Raw genomic sequence first — 17,904 nt, forward strand, 5'->3', positions numbered from 1 at the left:
TAAGAAGTCAATCAGGCAACGCCGAGGTAGGCGTCCTTGACCGCAGGGTCGTGCAGCAGTTCGGCGCCGGTGCCTTCCTTCACGATCCGGCCGGTCTCGAGAACATAAGCCCGGTGAGCCCGGGAAAGGGCCTGTTGGGCGTTTTGCTCCACGAGGAGCACGGTGGTTCCCTGCCCATTGATCTCCACAATGATGTCGAAGATCTGCTGGATCAGCATGGGCGCGAGCCCCATCGAGGGCTCGTCGAGCAAAAGCAGTTTGGGGCGGCTCATCAGCGCCCGCCCGACCGCGAGCATCTGCTGCTCACCACCGGACATCGTGCCGCCGGACTGCTTCTCCCGCTCCTTCAGACGCGGGAACAGGCCGAACACCCGTTCCAGGTCCTTGTCGACCTCGGGCCGGTTGCGGCGGGTGTAGGCGCCCATCTCGAGGTTCTCCCGGACGGACATGCCGGGGAAGATCCCCCGGCCCTCCGGCGACTGCGAGACACCGCGGATGACCCGCAGGTCGGCCCGGGTCTTGGTGATGTCCTGGCCGTCGAAGTGGATCGAGCCCTTCATCACCGGGCGCAGGCCGGAGACGGCCCGCATCGTCGTCGACTTCCCGGCGCCGTTGGCGCCGATCAGCGCGACGATCTCGCCCTCCCCCACGGTCAGGCTGATCCCGTGCAGGGCCACGATCCGGCCGTACGCCACGGAGACGTCCTTGAGCTCAAGCAGCATCGGCGGGCACTCCCAGATATGCGGCGATGACCTTCGGGTTGTCCCGCACCTCGGCGGGCGTCCCCTCGGCGATCTTCTTTCCGAACTCCATCACCACGATCCGGTCGGTCACGCCCATGACCAGCCGCATGTCGTGCTCGATCAGCAACACCGTGACGCCGGTGTCCCGGATCTGCCGGATCAGCGCGAGGAGCTCGGCCTTCTCGGCCGGGTTGAAGCCGGCGGCCGGCTCGTCCAGGCAGAGCAGGCCCGGCTCGGTGGCCAGCGCCCGGGCGATCTCCAGCCGGCGCTGCTCGCCGTACGACAGGTTGCGGGCCAGCTCGCCGGCGCGGAAGTCGATGCCGACCAGCCGCAGCAGGTCCATCGCCTTGGCCCGCGCGGCCCGCTCCTCGAGCGTGTGCCGGGAGAGCCCGAAGAACCGCTGGCCGGAGCGCCGGAGCTGCTGCCCGAGCCGGCCGAGGCCACCGGTCGCGGTGATCTCGGTCAGCTCTTCGGACTTGACCGGCACCCGGTAGGTCCGGAACAGCGCGCCGACCACGCTCGTCTTGTGCCGCGCGTCCGCGCCGACCAGGACGTTCTCGAGGGCGGTCATCTCCGGGAACAACCGGATGTTCTGGAACGTACGGGCGATGCCGAGCCGCGTGATCTTGTACCGCTTTCGGCCGGACACCGACTGACCGTTGAAGCGGATCGCTCCCTTGGTCGGCTTGGCCACGCCGGTGATCGCGTTGAAGCACGTCGTCTTGCCGGCGCCGTTGGGGCCGATCAGGCCGAGGATCTCGCCCTCCCGCACGACGAAGTCGACCCCGTCGAGCGCCACCACGCCGCCGAAGCGGATGGTGACGTTGTCGACCTCGAGCATGGCGCGGCGCTCGCCCGCCGCGGCGACACTCTCAGACAACGGGAGCCTCCTTCGCTCGATCCTCGAGTTCGACGCTGCGGCGCCGGCTCGGCAGCAGACCCTGCGGCCGGAAGATCGTCATGACGATCAGGGCCACGCCGAAGATCAGCAGACGGTAGTCGGTGAACTCGCGGAACCGCTCCGGGAGGTACGCCAGCAGGATCGCGCCGAGCGCCACCCCGAGCTGGTTGCCGGCGCCGCCGATGACCACCGCCGCGACCCAGAGGATCGAGGTGAACAGGTCGAAGCCCTGGGCGTTGATGAACGTCTGCTTGCTGAAGAACAGCGCGCCGGACAGGCCGCCCAGCGCCGCGCCGATGGCGAACGCCCACAGCTTGTATTTGAACGTGGGCACGCCCATCAGCTCGGCGGCCTCCTCGTCCTCGCGGATCGCGAGCCAGGACCGGCCGACCCGGCTGCGCTCGAGCCGCCGCACACCGAGCATGCAGATGATCACCACGGTCAGCGCGAGCCAGTAGAAGCCGATCACACTGGAGACGCTGAAGATCGGCCGGCCCTCGTGGATGGTCGGGAACCAGGTCATCCACGATGGCCAGGTCGCCGTCGACGGGGTCGGCACGGCGTTGATGCCGCGGTTGCCGTTGGTGATGTCGGAGTTCAGGGCGAAGACCCGGATGATCTCACCGAAGCCGAGCGTCACGATCGCCAGGTAGTCGCCCCGCAGTCGCAGGGTCGGCCAGCCCAGGATCAGGCCGGACAGCATCGCCACCGCGATCGCGATCGGCACGCAGACGATCCACGGGTACTTCACCACGACCGGCGAGTTCGGCGAGCCGAGGATCGCCATCGTGTAGGCGCCGACCGCGTAGAAGCCGATGTAACCGAGGTCGAGCAGACCGGCCAGGCCGATGACCACGTTCAGGCCGACCGCGACCAGGACGTAGACCGCGCAGAGGAACAGCACCGAGGTGAAGTCCGTGTCCGGCGTGGTGATCAGCGGGATGTCCAGGCCCGGCAGCGAGTAGAGCAGGACGAGGAACGCGATCAGGACACCGATCCGCCAGGGGCGGGGCAGATTGGACCAGCGATCGCGGATGCCGACCGCGGCTTTCGCCCGTCTCTCGTCGGCCCGCCGCGCGGATTCGAGAAGCGCATTCATGCCCGAGCCCTTCCGAGTGATTCGCCAAGCAGACCGTTGGGCCGGAACAGCAGCACGACGACCAGCACCACGAACGCGACCACGTCCATCCACTGGTTGCCGAACACACCGGCGCCGTAGTTCTCCACCACGCCGAGGAGCAGGCCGCCCAGCAGAGCGCCACGCAGGTTGCCGATGCCGCCGAGCACCGCCGCGGTGAAGGCCTTGAGACCGATCAGGAAGCCGACCGAGTACGTCGTGAGACCGACCTTGACGTCGTAGAGCACCGACGCCCCGCCGGCCATCGCGCCGCCGAGCACGAAGATCAGCATGATGACGCGGTCCTTGTTGACCCCCATCAGCGCCGCCACCTCGGGGTTCTGCGCCACCGCGCGAACACCGCGGCCCAGCCGGGAGCGGTTGATGAAGGTGTCGAGCCCGATCCACATCAACAGGGCACTGAAGATGATGCCGATCTGGAGGTTGGTGACGTCGGCGCCGAAGAGCGAGAACTGGACCTTCGGGAAGACCAGGCTCGGCATGCCCCGCGGCTGCCGGCTGGTGATCGCGCCGGCCGCCTCCATCAGCGCCACCGACGCGCCGATCGCGCTGATCAGGAAGATCAGGGGCGGCGCGTTGCGCTTGCGCAGCGGGCGATAGGCGACCCGCTCGAGGACCAGCGCCGTCGCGCCGGACGCAGCGCCGGCCGCGATCACCGCGACGAGGATCAGTCCGAGCACGCCGAGCGTGCTGGGCGCCGCCGCACCCACTCCGAAGCCCAGAGCCGCCCAGATGATGGTGGTGGCGAAGGTGCCGATCATGAACACTTCGGAGTGCGCGAAATTGATCAGTCGCAGCACGCCGTAGACCAGGGTGTATCCGAGCGCCACCAGGGCGTAGATCGAGCCTTGCGTGAGCCCCGTAACGGTGAGCGCCGCAAAGTTGTCGATCACGAATTTAAAGTTCAAGGCGACTCCAGCGCAAATGTCATACAGGACGTGCGGCCGGGAGGGAGATCTCCCGGCCGCACGTATCTGCTATGAAGCGATCCGACTCAGGAGGTCGGCGTCCGCTCGAGCGCCACAATCTGGCCACTCTTGACGGTGTAGGCCCAGACAGCCACCGCGGACGGGTCGATGTCGCCGTTCTCCTGGAACTTGAACTTGGTGGTGACACCCTCACCGGTGTAGCCGTCGACGAACGTCTCGAGCTTGTCCCGGGTGGTGTTGCCCGCCTTGATGCCCTGCAGCAGGATGTTGGCGGCGTCGAACGCCTCCGCGCTGTAGGTGCTGGCGTCGCGGCCGGTCGCCGTCTTGTAGTCGGCGGCGAACGTGCCACCGGCCTTCTCCGGCGGAACACACGGGCAGGTCAGGATTGCGCCCTCGGCGGCCGCCGCACCGGCGCCCTCCACGAACTTCGGGTCCTTCACGCCGTCACCGGCGACGAACTTGGCCTTGCCGCCCGCGTCGCGGAACTGCTTCAGGAACGGCGCCGCCTCGCGGAGGTAGCCACCCCAGAAGATGGAGTCCGCACCCGACTTGTTGATCTCCTGGACCAGCGTGCCGAAGTCGGTCTGCTGCTCCTTGACGACCGCCGAGCCGATCACGATCGGGCCGAGCGTCGACTTGACCTGGTCGGCCAGGCCCTTGCCGTATTCCGAGGCGTCGTCGATGACGAAGGTCTTGGTGACCTTCATGACGCCCTTCATGTAGAACGCCGCGCCCGGACCCTGCGACGCGTCGTTACCCAGCGCACGGTGGAAGGTCTTGACACCCTGGGTCGCCAGCGCCGGGTTGGTCGCCGACGGGGTGATGATGACGACGCCCTCACCGCTGAGGATCGGGTTCGCCACCTTCGACTCACCGGAGAACGCCGGACCCACGACACCGAGGATCTTCGCGTCCTGGACCACCGAGGTGGCCAGGCCGGAAGCCTGCGCCGGGTCGCCGGCCGAGTCCTTCTCCACCAGCGAGACCTTGCAGTCCGCGTTGGCCTTGTTGTATTCATCGACCGCGAGCTTCGCGCCGTCGCGGATATTGATGCCCAGCTGAGCGTTACCGCCAGTGAGTGCGCCGAAGAACGCGATCTTGTTGTCGCAGCTGGACGCCGTAGTGCCGGAGCCGCCGTCGTCGTCCTTGGCACATGCAGCCGCGCCGACCAGCAGGCCGACCATGGCTACGCCACCGATGGCGCGTGCGAGAACCTGCCTCAAGATTGGAACCCCTCCTCCAAACGAACCCACCGAGCCACCGCTGGTCGATTGGCACTTGCGTGCACGATCGACCACGCTGCGCCCGTCATGGGCCGGGACGCTATCCCACGATGCGAGCCTGCAAAAGGCTTGGTTCGCGCTTTCACCGAACCGTTACGTGCATCGCCGCCCCGGCAGGGGAAGGTGTTACAACATCCTTGTTTCGACAAGATCAAATTGGCAAGATCAGCTGGTTGTGGCCCCCGCGCCGCCGGCCCCTGCGCCGCCGGCCTGGGTGCCGCCGGCCTGGGTGCCGCCGGCCTGGGTGCCGCCGGCCTGGGTGCCGCCGGCCTGGGTGCCGCCGGCCTGGGTGCCGCCGGCCTGGGTGCCGTCGGTTTCCTGACCCTCCGCCAGGATCCGGTCGGCGACCTCACGCATCGTCATGCGGTGGTCCATCGCGGTGCGCTGGATCCACTTGAACGCCTGCGGTTCGGTCATCTGATATTTCGTCATCAGCTCACCCTTGGCGCGCTCGACCGACTTGCGCGTCTCGAGGCGGTCGGTCAGACCGGCGACCTCGGACTCGAGCGCGGCGATCTCGGAGTACCGAGAGAGGGCGATCTCGACGGCCGGCACCAGATCGGATTTCTGGAACGGCTTCACGAGGTACGCCATCGCGCCGGCCGCGCGGGCGCGCTCGACCAGGTCGCGCTGGCTGAATGCGGTCAGAATGACGACCGGGGCGATCCGCCCACCGGCGATCCGCTCGGCGGCCGCCAGGCCATCCATGATGGGCATCTTGATGTCGAGGATGACCAGATCGGGACGGAGGTCCTCGGCCAGGCGGACGGCGGTCTCGCCGTCGCCGGCCTCGCCGACCACGTCGTAGCCCTCTTCGACCAGCATCTCGGCCAGGTCCAGCCGGATGAGAGCCTCGTCCTCGGCGATCAGCACCCGTTTGCGATCGGCCCCAGCCTGCGTGTCGGCCACGGAACCCCTACCCCCAACACTCCTGAAGTCGCGACACCCCGGTATGTGGGTGTCGCCCCTCTAAGCGTAGTGGGTAGGCTGTCGGAAGCTCATCCTGGCTTGGCCATCTCAAGCCGGCGATGATGCGGGCCGGCCCCTGTATTCCAACCGGCAGAGAAGATGGTCTCAAACACCATACAGTGTGGGTTCGAATCCCACCGGGGGCACAAAAACTGTCGAAATCCCGCGCGCTGATTGCGGGAGCCATCACGGTGTCGCACCGCCGGGCGCTTCCCGTTCCGCGCCTCTGCTGATCAACAACGGCATTCCGCGCTGCCACCGGCACCTTCGCAAGATCCAAAGCGGGACCGGACATCGGCTCACACCCCCAACTCGGGTCACGAACTCTCTATGCCACGAAGCCGTCCGGACGGGAGAAATTCCTATTTCCCGCCCCGGCGAGCGGATACTTTCCTCCACCGGCCGATCGGGAAATCGTGCCGCGCCCATCGGCAAAAATCGCGTATATCCGCGTTACGCCTCTGTAAACGAATCAACGGTCATCGAGGCGTCGAGCCCGCCGGCCCCGGCGATGCCCGTTCCCGCACCGGCGGAGTGGCATAACGGGTGCCCGTTTCGGGTGCGCTCGGTGACATCGATCTTGATGGCCGGCCGGACGGAGTGACCGGGGGCGCTGACCCGCTGTGCGGGCCGGCCAGACGTGAGCAGAAACTCGGTATCCCGTTCTCGCCCCCGGCCGCCGACGCCAGCCGGCGGCGGCCCTCCCGGTCCAGCGGCGCCGGCCCGGCCGACCCGCTCCAGGAGTCGCACCACCCCAGAAGGGTGACCTCCAACGAGGGAGAAACGGACACGGAAGGGGACGGGGGCGGGGCCGAGGTGGGAGCGGGCCGGGCCGGGGACGGGGTGGGGCCTGTTCTCGGCGCTGGTACGCCCAGCGCCGAGAACAGGCGATGCGCGTGCTGCTGGGCATCCGCGGGAAGGTTGCCTGTCCGGGCCGCCACGGCGGTTCCGCCGAGGATGAGGAGAGCCAGACCGGCCGCGACACTCACGACACCGGCCCGCATCCTCGACGGCCGACGGGCGGCCCGGGCAGCACGGGTGCGATGCGCACGGAAGGCGGCAACCGCGGCCTTCTCGCCGGCGAGCTCCCGCGCCGCAGCGGGGGCAGCCGCGGCGTCCAGGAGCTTTCTCAGTGCGGCGAGATCAGGACCGGGCAGGTCGCCGGCAACCATGCGCTCGGCCTCGGTCGGGCCGACGCGGTGGATTCTTCTCGTACGCATCGCATGGAGAAGAGCGCGCGGGAGCCGCATTCCGTTACACCTTCCCCGCGAGACGCCGGAGGCCGCGCATCGTGGCGACGCGCACCGCCCCGGGCCGTTTGCCGAGAATCCCGGCCGTGGTGGCGACGTCGAGCCCGGCCACCACCCGCAGCATCACGGCTTCGGCCTGGTCAGCGGGCAGCGTCGAGATCAACTCGACCGCCCAGGCGGTGCCTGCCTGCTCGGCGGCCACGGCGGCGGCGTCCGGAGCCGCCGCGTCGAGCGCCGGCGCCGGGGACGGCCGGGACGCCCGGCGCCGCTTCTCGTCGAGGGCCCGGTGCCGGGCGATCCGGAACAGCCAGCCGCGGAACGACCCCAGATCGCCGTGGAACCGGTCCAGATCACGGATCACGTGCAGCCACGTCTCGCTGGCGACGTCCTCGGCCGGCTCGCCGACGACGACCCGCAGATATCGCAGGACGGCCGGCTGCAGGCCGCGCCACAGCGTGGCGAAGCCGTGCGGGTCGCCGTCCTGGGCGGCACGCAGCGCGCCGGCCAGGTCGGTCTCCGCGGGCGGGCGCGTGGGGGCGGGGCGGCGCACGGGCAGTCTCCCGGGGGTGGGGCTACCTGCCGCCTTACCCCGCCCGAATCTGCCTGAACCCCGGGCCGGTGGTCGGCGCGGATGTTGTCATGGCAGGGACACCTTCGCTGGAGGCCTGATGTTGTGGTCCGGTTCGTCGCCGTTGACAGTCGTGCGCGAGAACATGTGGGGCTTCCTGATGTTCGGCGGCGTGGCATGGCTGGCGATCGCGTGGAGCGTGCTGCGGCTGGAACCGGTCAGTGTGGCCGACGTGGCCGGCCCCGTGGTGCTGTTCGGCGCGCTGTGCGAGGGGGTCCGGGCACTGGCCGGCACGCGCACGTGGTGGCTGAACGCGGGGATGGCCGGGCTGTTCGCGGTGACCGGGCTGATCATTCTGGTCGTTCCCGGGTCCGACTATGCGACGCCGGCCTCGCTGGTGGGCTGGTTCCTGATGGTGCGGGGCGCGCTGGACATCTCGGTGTCGACCATGAACCGGGGCACCGACCGCACCTGGGGCCTGATGATGGCGCTCGGGGTGGCGCAGGCCTCGCTCGGCTTCTATGCCGCCGGCCCGCTCGCCCGGACGGCCGAACCGATGGTGGTCCTGCTCGGCGGCCTCGGCCTGCTGCGCGCGGTCGCCGATCTGGTGACGGCGCTGCGGTTGCGTGAGGTCACCGCCGTACACCATGACGTTTTGGAGCTGTCGCCGGAACGCGAAGCCGGAGTGGCCGGGTATTCCGCCGGGCGGATGGATTTCGAGTCGTTGCCGCAGCCCAGCCGGGCCCGGCACCGGGCCGACGCGTTCCACGACGACGTGATGCGGACCACGGCCGATCTGGACGCCATCCTCGCCCAGGCCGGGGTGACCGGCGCGGCCACCCACCAGCCGGTGGACGAGGCGGACATCCCGCCGGTGCCGGACACCGCGGAGAGCGCGCACGAGGCCGCAGTGGGCGACGAGCACCGCCGCTGATGCCGGCCGGCGCTACTTCCGCTCGCCGACCCGCCGCAGCAGGCCCTCCTGCATCGCGCTGGCGATGTGCCGCCCGTCCTCGGTGAACATCCGGCCGGTGGCCAGGCCCCGGCTGCCCGAGGCGGACGGGCTGGTGCAGTCGTACAGGAACCACTCGTCGGCACGGAACGGCCGGTGCAGCCAGAGCGCGTGGTCGAGGCTGGCGCCGATCACGCCGCCCGGCCCCCACACCTCGCCGTGCGCCGACAGCACCGAGTCGAGCAGCGAGAGGTCGGAGGCGTAGGCCAGCGCGCACGCGTGGATCAGCGGGTCGTCCGGCAGCGTGCCGTCGATCCGCATCCAGACCCGCTGCTCCTCGCTCGCGACCCGGTCGCCGGGCGGCACCCAGCCGGGCACACCCACATAGCGCACGTCGATGGCCTGCGGCGAGGTCGCGAAGATGCCGGCCCGGGACGGGTATTTGCGCACCCAGTCGGCCATGGTCGGCACCTCGTCCGGCCTCGGCACGCCGACCGGAGCGGGAAGGTAGTGGTCGAGGCCTTCCTCGCGCACCTGGAACGACGCCGACATGAAGAAGATCGTCCGGCCGTGCTGCTGGGCGGTGGACCGCCGCACCGAGAAGGAGCGCCCGTCCCGGATCGTCTCGACGTGGAACTCGATCGGCTCGGTCGGGTCACCGGGACGCACGAAATATCCGTGCAGCGAGTGCACGAACCGGTCGGGCGCGACCGTGCGACCCGCCGCGACCAGCGCCTGGCCGGCGACCTGGCCGCCGAAGACGCGCTGGGCGCCGGTCTGCGGGCTCTCGCCCACGAACGTGGCCGCCTCGACCTGCTTCAGGTCGAGGATCTCCAGAAGCTGGTCGACGGCGGCCTGTCCGTGCAACGGCAAGGTCACACCACCGTGGCCGGGTCGACGAGCGAGCCGAGCTGGTGCACACGCAGCGTGTTGGTCGAGCCCGGGGCGTTCGGCGGGGAGCCGGCCACGACGACCACGTAGTCGCCGGGCTTGGCCAGGCCGAGGCCGAGCATCTTCGCGTCGACCTGCCGGAACATGTCGTCGGTATGCTGCACGAAGTCGGTCAGGAACGTCTCGACGCCCCAGCTCAGCGCCAGCTGGTCGCGCACCTCGGCGACCGGCGTGAAGGCGAACAGCGGGAGCTCGCAGTGCAGCCGGGCCAGCCGGCGCACGGTGTCACCGGTCTGCGAGAACGCGACCAGCGCCTTGGCGCCGATGTTGCGGGCGATCTGCGACGCGGCCACGGCGAGAGCGCCACCGTGCGTGCGCGGGTCGTGCTGCAGCCGCGGGACCGGGATCGAACCACCCTCGGTGGTCGTGACGATCTTCGCCATCGTGCTGACCGTGAGCACCGGGTATTTACCGACCGACGTCTCGCCGGACAGCATCACCGCGTCGGTGCCGTCGAGCACGGCGTTGGCGACGTCGGAGGCCTCGGCGCGGGTCGGGCGCGAATTCTCGATCATCGAGTCGAGCATCTGGGTCGCCACGATGACCGGCTTCGCGTTCTCCCGGCACAGCTGCACGGCGCGCTTCTGCACCAGCGGCACCTGGTCGAGCGGCAGCTCGACGCCCAGGTCACCGCGGGCGACCATGACACCGTCGAAGGCGAGCACGATCTGCTCGAGGTGGTCGACCGCCTCGGGCTTCTCGACCTTGGCGATGACCGGAAGCATCCGGCCCTCTTCGATCATGATGTTGTGCACCAGCTTGATGTCGTCGGGCGAGCGCACGAACGACAGCGCGATCAGGTCGACGCCGAGCGACAGCGCGAAACGCAGGTCTGCCTCGTCCTTGTCGCTCATCGCCGGCACGCTGACCGCGACGTTGGGCAGCGAGACGCCCTTGTTGTTGCTGACCGGGCCACCCTCGATGACCAGGCAGCGGATGTCGTTGCCCTCGACGGCGGCGACCTCGACGGCCACCTTGCCGTCGTCGATCAGGAGGCGGTCGCCGACCTTGACCTCCTGCGGAAGCTTCTTGTAGGTGCAGGAGACCCGGTCGGGCGTGCCGAGCACGTCGTCGCTGGTGATGGTGACCAGGTCACCGGTGCTCCACACGTGCGGCCCGTTGGCGAACTTGCCGAGCCGGATCTTCGGCCCCTGCAGGTCGGCGAGGACGGCCACCGCACGGCCGGTCTGCCGAGCGGCCTCACGGACCAGGTCGTACACCTTCTGATGATCTTCGTGGCTGCCGTGGCTGAAGTTCATTCGAGCCACGTCCATGCCCGCCTCGACCAACCCGAGCATGCGCTCGGGAGACGCGGTGGCGGGACCCATGGTGCAGACGATTTTTACGCGACGTGTCACAGCCATCAGGCTAGTCTCTCTTTCGGATCGGCCCGGCGGCCGACCCCCGTCAACAGGGTGAACTCTGTGGGCGGCGTGGGTCCTCGGGACAGACTCTCCTGGGTGTCTGGAGGGCGCGCAACGCCGTCGTGGCGGGCTTCGACGACCGCGCGCAACAGCCTAGCCTTCCCCTCCCGCCAGGCGGGACGACAACCCCTCCGTTCCGATATTTCGGGTCTTTCGAACCGTATTTGCTGAGATTCAATTTCATCTTGTACGGGGGTGGGTTGTTTCCGCCGGATTGGGGGCGTGCCGGGCTACGCGGGCGCGACCTCGGGGCGGGGAGACGCCGTGAACGCGTCTCTCGCGTTAGTGATCATGCGGCGTGGGGGGCTGGGCTTGGCGGTGTACTCACTGGGTGCGGGGCTGGGGTGGGTGCGTCACTCACTGGGTGCGGGGCTGGGGTGGGTGCGCACGGCTGCTGAGCTTGATGGCTTCGCTGCGCTCAGCGGGCGATTGCCCCTGGGGAGTTGATGAGGAGGAAGCCGATTTCCCGACGCCGCACACCCCGCGGCGTCGGGAAATCGGCTTCCTCCTCATCAACGGGGCAATCGCAGGTAGTTCCGTGAGTCGGGGCCTCTGGAAAACGTAGACACCAGGGCGGCCCAAGATCTGGGGGCAGTTCCCTGCATCGGGTGCCCCGGCAACGTAGATACCAGGGCGGCCCAAGATCTGGGGGCGGTTCCCTGCATCGGGTGGCCCGGCAACGTAGATACCAGGGCGGCCCAAGACCTTGGGGGCCCTGGATGCGGCTGACGCCGGCCCGGGGAACGGGCCGGCGTCGGGCGGCGGGTGGCTATGCGGTTAGGGGCTGGGCGTTTGACAGCACTGGGGCTGGTAGGTCGCCCTTGGCGCCTAGGTAGGAGTGGATGGCGGCGGCGGCGGAGCGGCCCTCGGCTATTGCCCAGACGATCAGGGAGGCGCCCTTGTGCATGTCGCCCGCTACGAAGACGCCCTCGGCTGAGGTTTGCCAGGTGGCGTCGGCGTCCAGGACACCTCGGCGGTTTCGGGTTATGGCGAACTGGTCTAGCAAGGGCTGTTGCTCGGTTCCCTCGAAGCCGATTGCCAGTAGCACCAGGTCGGCCGGGAGGTCGCGCTCCGTGCCTTCGACGATCGTCACCGTGCGTACGCCGTCTACTCGTTCGACCATTACCTCGGCTACGCGGATCGCCTTGACGTTGCCGGCGCCGTCGTCCACGAACTCCTGGACCGCTACGCCGAAGACCCGGTCGCCGCCCTCCTCGTGGGCCGGGTAGTTGCGCAGGATGACCGGCCAGGTCGGCCACGGGTGCAGGTCGGCCGCGCGGGCCTCGGGCGGCAACGGGTACTGGTCGAGCTGGATGACGCCGGCCGCGCCCTGCCGGTGTGCGACGCCGAGGCAGTCGGCGCCGGTGTCGCCGCCGCCGATGATCACGACGTGCTTGCCGGCCGCGTCGATCGGCGTGGTCTCCTGCAGCCCGGCGACGACCCGGTTGGACGGCACCAGGTGTTCCATCGCCAGGTGCACGCCGTTGAGCCGGCGCCCGCGGGTCTCCGGGGTGTCCCGGCCGGCGAGCGCGCCCGCCGCGAGCAGCACCGCGTCGAACCGCTCGCGCAGGTCGTCGGCGGTGATGTCGACGCCCACGTTCACGCCGGTCTGGAACTCGACGCCCTCGGCCCGGAGCTGGTCCAGACGGGCGTCCACCACCGACTTCTCGATCTTGAAGTCGGGGATGCCGTACCGCAGAAGGCCGCCGATGCGATCGTCGCGCTCGAAGACCGTGACCGCGTGCCCGGCTCGCGCCAGTTGTTGCGCGGCCGCGAGGCCGGCCGGGCCGGAACCGACCACCGCGACCTTGAAACCGGACGCGGCCGGCGCCGGCTGCGGCGTGACGTAGCCGAGGTCGAACGCGTGGTTCGCGATCTCCACCTCGACCTGCTTGATCGTCACCGGGTCGTCGGAGATGCCCAGCACGCAGGCGGCCTCGCACGGCGCCGGGCAGAGCCGGCCGGTGAACTCGGGAAAGTTGTTGGTGGCGTGCAGCGCCTCGGACGCCGCCTGCCACGCCCCGGTACGGACCAGGTCGTTCCAGTCCGGGATGCGGTTGCCCAGCGGGCAGCCCTCGTGGCAGAACGGGATGCCGCAGTCCATGCAGCGGGTGGCCTGGTCGCGGATGAGCTCCTCGCCCGCTGGCGGGTAGACCTCCCGCCAGTCGCGGATGCGCACCGGCACCGGCCGCCGCTTGGGCAGCTGCCGTTCGTAGCGGAGGAAACCGTTCGGATCAGGCACTCTTGACCCCCATGACCGCTTCGTCGACGTTCCGACCGGCGGCTTCGGCGGTCCTGATCAGTTCCATCACGCGCTTGTAGTCGCGCGGCACCACCGCGGTGAACCGCTCGACCGCGGCCGGCCAGTCGGCCAGCAGCTTCTCGGCCACCGCCGAACCGGTCTCGGTCAGGTGCTTCTCCACCAGGCCGCGCAGCACGACCTGCTCGTCCTCGGTGAGCGGGGTGAGGTCGACCTGCTCCGGGTTGACCCGGGCCGGCGACAGGTCGAGCACGAACGCGGTGCCGCCGCTCATGCCGGCCGCGAAGTTGCGCCCGGTCGGGCCGAGCACCACCACGGTGCCGCCGGTCATGTACTCGCAGCCGTGGTCGCCGACGCCCTCGACGACGGTCGAGGCGCCGGAGTTGCGCACCGCGAACCGCTCGCCGACCCGGCCACGCAGGAACAGCTCGCCGGAGGTCGCGCCGTACAGGATCGTGTTGCCCGCGATGATGTTGTCCTCGGCGATGAACGGCGCGCTCTCGGCCGGCCGCACGACCACCCGGCCGCCGGAGAGGCCCTTCGCGACGTAGTCGTTGGTGTCGCCGACCAGCCGCAGGGTGACGCCGCGCGGCAGGAACGCGCCGAACGACTGCCCGCCGGTGCCGCGCAGGGTGAACGCGATGGTGTCGTCGGGCAGGCCGTCGCCACCGAAGCGGCGAGTCACCTCGCCGCCCAGCATGGCGCCCACGCTGCGGTTCTCGTTGCGGACCGTGACCTCTTCGGCGACCTTGGCGCCGCCGTTGAGGGCCGGCTGGGCCAGCTCGATCAGCTTGTTGTCGAGCGCCTTGTCGAGACCGTGGTCCTGGGCGACGACACCGCGCCGGGCGGCGCCCTCGGGCAGTTCCGGCACGAACAGGATCGGGGCCAGGTCGAGGCCCTTGGCCTTCCAGTGGTTGATCGCCGGCCGGATGTTGAGCACCTCGGCGTGGCCGATGGCCTCGTCGATGCTGCGGAACCCGAGCGAGGCCAGGATCTCCCGGGTCTCCTGGGCGAGGAACATGAAGAAGTTCTCGACGAACTCCGGCTTGCCGCTGAAGCGCTCGCGCAGCACCGGGTTCTGCGTGGCGATGCCGACCGGACAGGTGTCCAGGTGGCAGACCCGCATCATGATGCAGCCGGAGACGATCAGCGGCGCGGTGGCGAAGCCGAACTCCTCGGCGCCCAGCAGAGCCGCGACGACCACGTCCCGGCCGGTCTTGAGCTGACCGTCGACCTGCACGGTGACCCGGTCGCGCAGCTTGTTGAGCAGCAGCGTCTGCTGTGCCTCGGCCAGGCCCAGCTCCCACGGGGAGCCGGCATGCTTGAGCGAGTTGAGCGGGGATGCGCCGGTGCCGCCGTCGTGCCCGGAGATCAGGATGACGTCGGCCTTGAGCTTCGCGACGCCGGCCGCGACCGTGCCCACGCCGATCTCGCTGACCAGCTTGACGTGCACGCGGGCGGCCGGGTTGACGTTTTTCAGGTCGTGGACCAGCTGCGCGAGGTCCTCGATCGAGTAGATGTCGTGGTGCGGCGGCGGCGAGATCAGGCCGACGCCCGGGGTGGAGTGCCGGGTCTTGGCGATCCACGGCCACACCTTGTTGCCGGCCAGCTGACCACCCTCGCCGGGCTTCGCGCCCTGCGCCATCTTGATCTGCAGGTCGTCCGCGTTGACCAGGTATTCGCTGGTCACGCCGAAGCGGCCGGAGGCGATCTGCTTGACCGCGGAGCGGCGCTGCGGGTCGTAGAGGCGGTCGGCGTCCTCGCCGCCCTCACCGGTGTTCGACTTGGCGCCGAGCCGGTTCATGGCGATCGCGAGGGTCTCGTGCGACTCGGCCGAGATCGACCCGTACGACATGGCGCCGGTCGCGAACCGCTTGACGATCTCGCTGGCCGGTTCGACCTCGTCGATCGGGATCGGCGTGCGGTCGGCGAACTCGAACAGCCCGCGAAGCGAGCCCGCTTCGGCGGCGAGCGCGTCGACCTTTGAGGTGTATTTGCGGAAGACGTCGTACTGCTTCGAGCGCGTCGCGTGCTGGAGCAGGAACACCGTCTCCGGGTTGAAGAGATGCACCTCGCCTTCGCGGCGCCACTGGTATTCCCCGCCCACTTCGAGTCGGCGGTGCGACCGCTCGGCCGGGTTCGCCGGGTACGCCTTCTCGTGCCGCGCCTTGACCTCGGCGTGGATCTCGGCCAGCCCGGAGCCGCCGATCCGCCCGCTGGTGCCGGCGAAATAGCGCTGGAGCAGCCGGTTGTCCAGGCCGACGGCCTCGAAGACCTGGGCGCCGCAGTACGACGAGACGGTCGAGATGCCCATCTTCGACATGATCTTCAGGACGCCCTTGCCGAGCGCCTTCACGTAGTTGCGCACCGCCGCCCGCGGGTCCATCCCGGCGAGCGGGCCGGTGGCGATCAGGTCGTCGACCGACTCGAACGCGAGGTAGGGGTTGACCGCGGCGGCGCCGAAACCGATCAGCGTGGCCGCGTGGTGCACCTCGCGGCAGTCGCCGGCCTCGACGACCAGCGCCACCTGCGTGCGGGTCTGCTCGCGCACCAGGTGCTGGTGCACGGCCGCGGTGAGCAGCAGCGACGGGATGGGCGCCAGGTCGGCGTTGGAGTCGCGGTCGGAGAGCACCAGGATGCGTACGCCGTCCTCGATCGCCTCCGACACGTGCCGGCAGATCTGGGTGAGCCGCGCCTTGATGCCCTTCCCGCCGTCGCGCAACGGGTAGAGGCCGGAGACCCGGACCGCCTTGAAGCCCGGCAGGTCGCCGTCCTCGTCGATGGAGAGCAGCTTGGCCAGCTCGTCGTTGTCGATCACCGGGTAGGGCAGCACGATCTGCCGGCAGGACGCCGGGCCCGGGTCGAGCAGGTTGCTCTCCGGCCCGATCGTGGCTGACAGGCTGGTGACCAGCTCTTCCCGGATCGCGTCCAGCGGCGGGTTGGTGACCTGCGCGAACATCTGGTGGAAGTAGTCGAACAGCAGCCGCGGCCGGGTGGAGAGCGGTGAGATCGGGGTGTCGGTGCCCATCGAGCCGAGCGGCTCGGCCCCGGTGCGCGCCATCGGCCCCACCAGGATCTTGAGCTCCTCCTCGGAGTAGCCGAACACCTGCTGGCGGCGCATCACCGAGTCGTGCGTGTAGATGACGTGCTCGCGCGGCGGCAGGTCGGCCAAGTTGATCAGCCCGGCGTGCAGCCACTCGTCGTACGGCTGGGCGGCGGCCAGCCCGGCCTTGATCTCGTCGTCGTGCACGATCCGGCCGGCCTCGGTGTCGACCAGGAACATCTTGCCCGGCTGCAGCCGGCCCTTGGCGACGACGGTGGCCGGGTCGAGGTCGAGCACGCCCGCCTCGGAGCCGAGCACGACCAGGCCGTCGGCGGTGTGCCACCAGCGACCGGGGCGCAGGCCGTTGCGGTCGAGCACGGCGCCGATCGACGAGCCGTCGGTGAACGCGACCGCGGCGGGGCCGTCCCACGGCTCCATCAGCGAGGCGTGGAAGCGGTAGAACGCGCGCCGCTTCGGCTCCATCCCCGGGTCGTTCTCCCACGCCTCGGGGATCATCATCATCATCGCGTGCGGCAGCGACCGGCCGGCCAGGTGCAGCAGCTCCAGCACCTCGTCGAAGCTGGCCGAGTCGGACGCCTCCGGCGTGTTGATCGGGAACAGCCGCTTGATGCTGCCCGGCAGCACGGAGGACTGAAGCAGCGCCTCGCGGGCGGCCATCCAGTTCTTGTTGCCGCGAATCGTGTTGATCTCGCCGTTGTGCGCGATGAAACGGTACGGGTGGGCGAGCGGCCAGGACGGGAATGTGTTCGTCGAGAACCGGGAGTGCACCAGGGCGATCGCGCTGGCGACCCGCTCGTCGGTCAGGTCCGGGAAGAACTCGGGCAGCTGGTCCGGCGTGAGCATGCCCTTGTAGGTGATGGTCCGCGAGGACAACGAGGGGAAGTAGGCGCCGACGCCGCGCTGCGTGGACTCCCGCTCGGCCTGCTTGCGGATGGTGAACGCGACCCGGTCCAGCTCGATGCCGTGCAGCGGCTCGTCCTTGGGCCCGGCGGCGGTGTCGGTCAGCCGATGAGCAGCAAGAAAGACCTGCTTGATGTACGGCCGGGCGTCCTCCGCCGTGGCGCCGAGCCCGTCCGGTCGCACCGGGACGTCCCGCCAGCCGAGAATCTCGCCGCCCTCGACGAGCGCGTACTTCTCGAAGACCTTGACGGCGCGCGCCTGCGCGTCCGTGTCGTTGGGCAGGAAGACCAGACCGGTGGCGTAGAAGCCCGCCTCGGGCAGCTCGATGCCGGTGGCCGAACGGTAGAACGCGTCCGGGACCTGGATCATGATTCCCGCGCCGTCGCCGGTGTTGTACTCAGCGCCGCGCGCGCCCCGGTGGTCGAGACGGATCAGCGCCGACAGGCCCTTGGCGACCACATCGTGCGACCGGCGTCCGTGTATGTCGGCAACGAATGCCACACCGCAGGCGTCGCGCTCGGAGGATGGGTCGTAAAGCCCCTGGGGGTGCGGAAATGCCACCGGGCCTCCTG

Annotated in this window: 11 protein-coding genes, 1 tRNA gene and 1 pseudogene; 2 read left to right on the plus strand and 11 right to left on the minus strand. The window is 69.5% G+C overall.

The window, feature by feature from the left end; translation table 11 throughout:
* Window positions 1-11: 11 nt before the first annotated feature.
* From AB0E90_RS04290 to AB0E90_RS04315, 6 genes and pseudogenes are all read right to left on the minus strand, one after another.
* Window positions 12-722 (minus strand): ABC transporter ATP-binding protein, encoded by a 711-nt coding sequence (locus AB0E90_RS04290; protein ID WP_360398885.1) that lies wholly within the window; start codon window positions 720-722, stop codon window positions 12-14.
* On the minus strand, window positions 712-1,584 hold the full coding sequence (locus tag AB0E90_RS04295; protein WP_360399471.1) for an ABC transporter ATP-binding protein: 873 nt from the start codon (window positions 1,582-1,584) through the stop codon (window positions 712-714). Before AB0E90_RS04295 ends, AB0E90_RS04290 begins: the two co-directional genes overlap by 11 nt.
* A 31-nt stretch (window positions 1,585-1,615) precedes the next feature.
* Window positions 1,616-2,680: a branched-chain amino acid ABC transporter permease gene (locus tag AB0E90_RS04300; RefSeq protein ID WP_360399474.1), complete on the minus strand. Its 1,065-nt coding sequence runs from the start codon at window positions 2,678-2,680 to the stop codon at window positions 1,616-1,618.
* A 59-nt stretch (window positions 2,681-2,739) separates the two neighbouring features.
* Complete coding sequence (locus AB0E90_RS04305) at window positions 2,740-3,690, minus strand: branched-chain amino acid ABC transporter permease (RefSeq protein ID WP_360398888.1); 951 nt, start codon at window positions 3,688-3,690, stop codon at window positions 2,740-2,742.
* 86 nt (window positions 3,691-3,776) lie between these two features.
* Window positions 3,777-4,934 carry a branched-chain amino acid ABC transporter substrate-binding protein gene (locus AB0E90_RS04310; protein ID WP_360398891.1) on the minus strand — a complete coding sequence of 386 codons (1,158 nt, stop codon included), beginning with the start codon at window positions 4,932-4,934 and terminating at the stop codon, window positions 3,777-3,779.
* Between the two features lie 360 nt (window positions 4,935-5,294).
* A pseudogene (locus AB0E90_RS04315) lies at window positions 5,295-5,903 on the minus strand (response regulator); the annotation flags it as partial.
* A 132-nt stretch (window positions 5,904-6,035) separates the two neighbouring features.
* On the opposite strand from AB0E90_RS04315, the gene AB0E90_RS04320 reads away from it, so the two are divergent.
* Window positions 6,036-6,109: transfer RNA gene (locus AB0E90_RS04320), tRNA-Leu, on the plus strand.
* Between the two features lie 1,108 nt (window positions 6,110-7,217).
* On the opposite strand, the gene AB0E90_RS04325 is transcribed toward AB0E90_RS04320, so the two are convergent.
* Entirely contained in the window at window positions 7,218-7,763 is a 546-nt protein-coding gene (locus AB0E90_RS04325) for an RNA polymerase sigma factor (RefSeq protein WP_360398894.1), read from the minus strand.
* A gap of 118 nt (window positions 7,764-7,881) precedes the next feature.
* Between AB0E90_RS04325 and AB0E90_RS04330 the strand changes: the two genes are divergently transcribed.
* Window positions 7,882-8,715, plus strand: a complete 834-nt coding sequence (locus tag AB0E90_RS04330; protein WP_360398897.1) for a hypothetical protein — start codon at window positions 7,882-7,884, stop codon at window positions 8,713-8,715.
* Window positions 8,716-8,727: 12 nt separating this feature from the next.
* Here the strand turns inward: AB0E90_RS04330 and AB0E90_RS04335 are convergent, their stop codons facing one another.
* From AB0E90_RS04335 to gltB, 4 genes are all read right to left on the minus strand, one after another.
* Window positions 8,728-9,612 (minus strand): acyl-CoA thioesterase II, encoded by an 885-nt coding sequence (locus AB0E90_RS04335; RefSeq protein ID WP_360398900.1) that lies wholly within the window; start codon window positions 9,610-9,612, stop codon window positions 8,728-8,730.
* Window positions 9,609-11,048, minus strand: coding sequence for a pyruvate kinase (gene pyk / locus AB0E90_RS04340; RefSeq protein ID WP_360398903.1), 1,440 nt, complete (start codon window positions 11,046-11,048; stop codon window positions 9,609-9,611). Before pyk ends, AB0E90_RS04335 begins: the two co-directional genes overlap by 4 nt.
* Before the next feature lie 829 nt (window positions 11,049-11,877).
* Entirely contained in the window at window positions 11,878-13,350 is a 1,473-nt protein-coding gene (locus tag AB0E90_RS04345) for a glutamate synthase subunit beta (protein ID WP_360398906.1), read from the minus strand.
* Window positions 13,343-17,893 (minus strand): glutamate synthase large subunit, encoded by a 4,551-nt coding sequence (gene gltB / locus AB0E90_RS04350; protein WP_360398909.1) that lies wholly within the window; start codon window positions 17,891-17,893, stop codon window positions 13,343-13,345. Before gltB ends, AB0E90_RS04345 begins: the two co-directional genes overlap by 8 nt.
* Between the last annotated feature and the right edge of the window lie 11 nt (window positions 17,894-17,904).

Origin of the sequence: Actinoplanes sp. NPDC026619 (assembly GCF_040638295.1) — a bacterium.
Classification (GTDB): domain Bacteria; phylum Actinomycetota; class Actinomycetes; order Mycobacteriales; family Micromonosporaceae; genus Actinoplanes.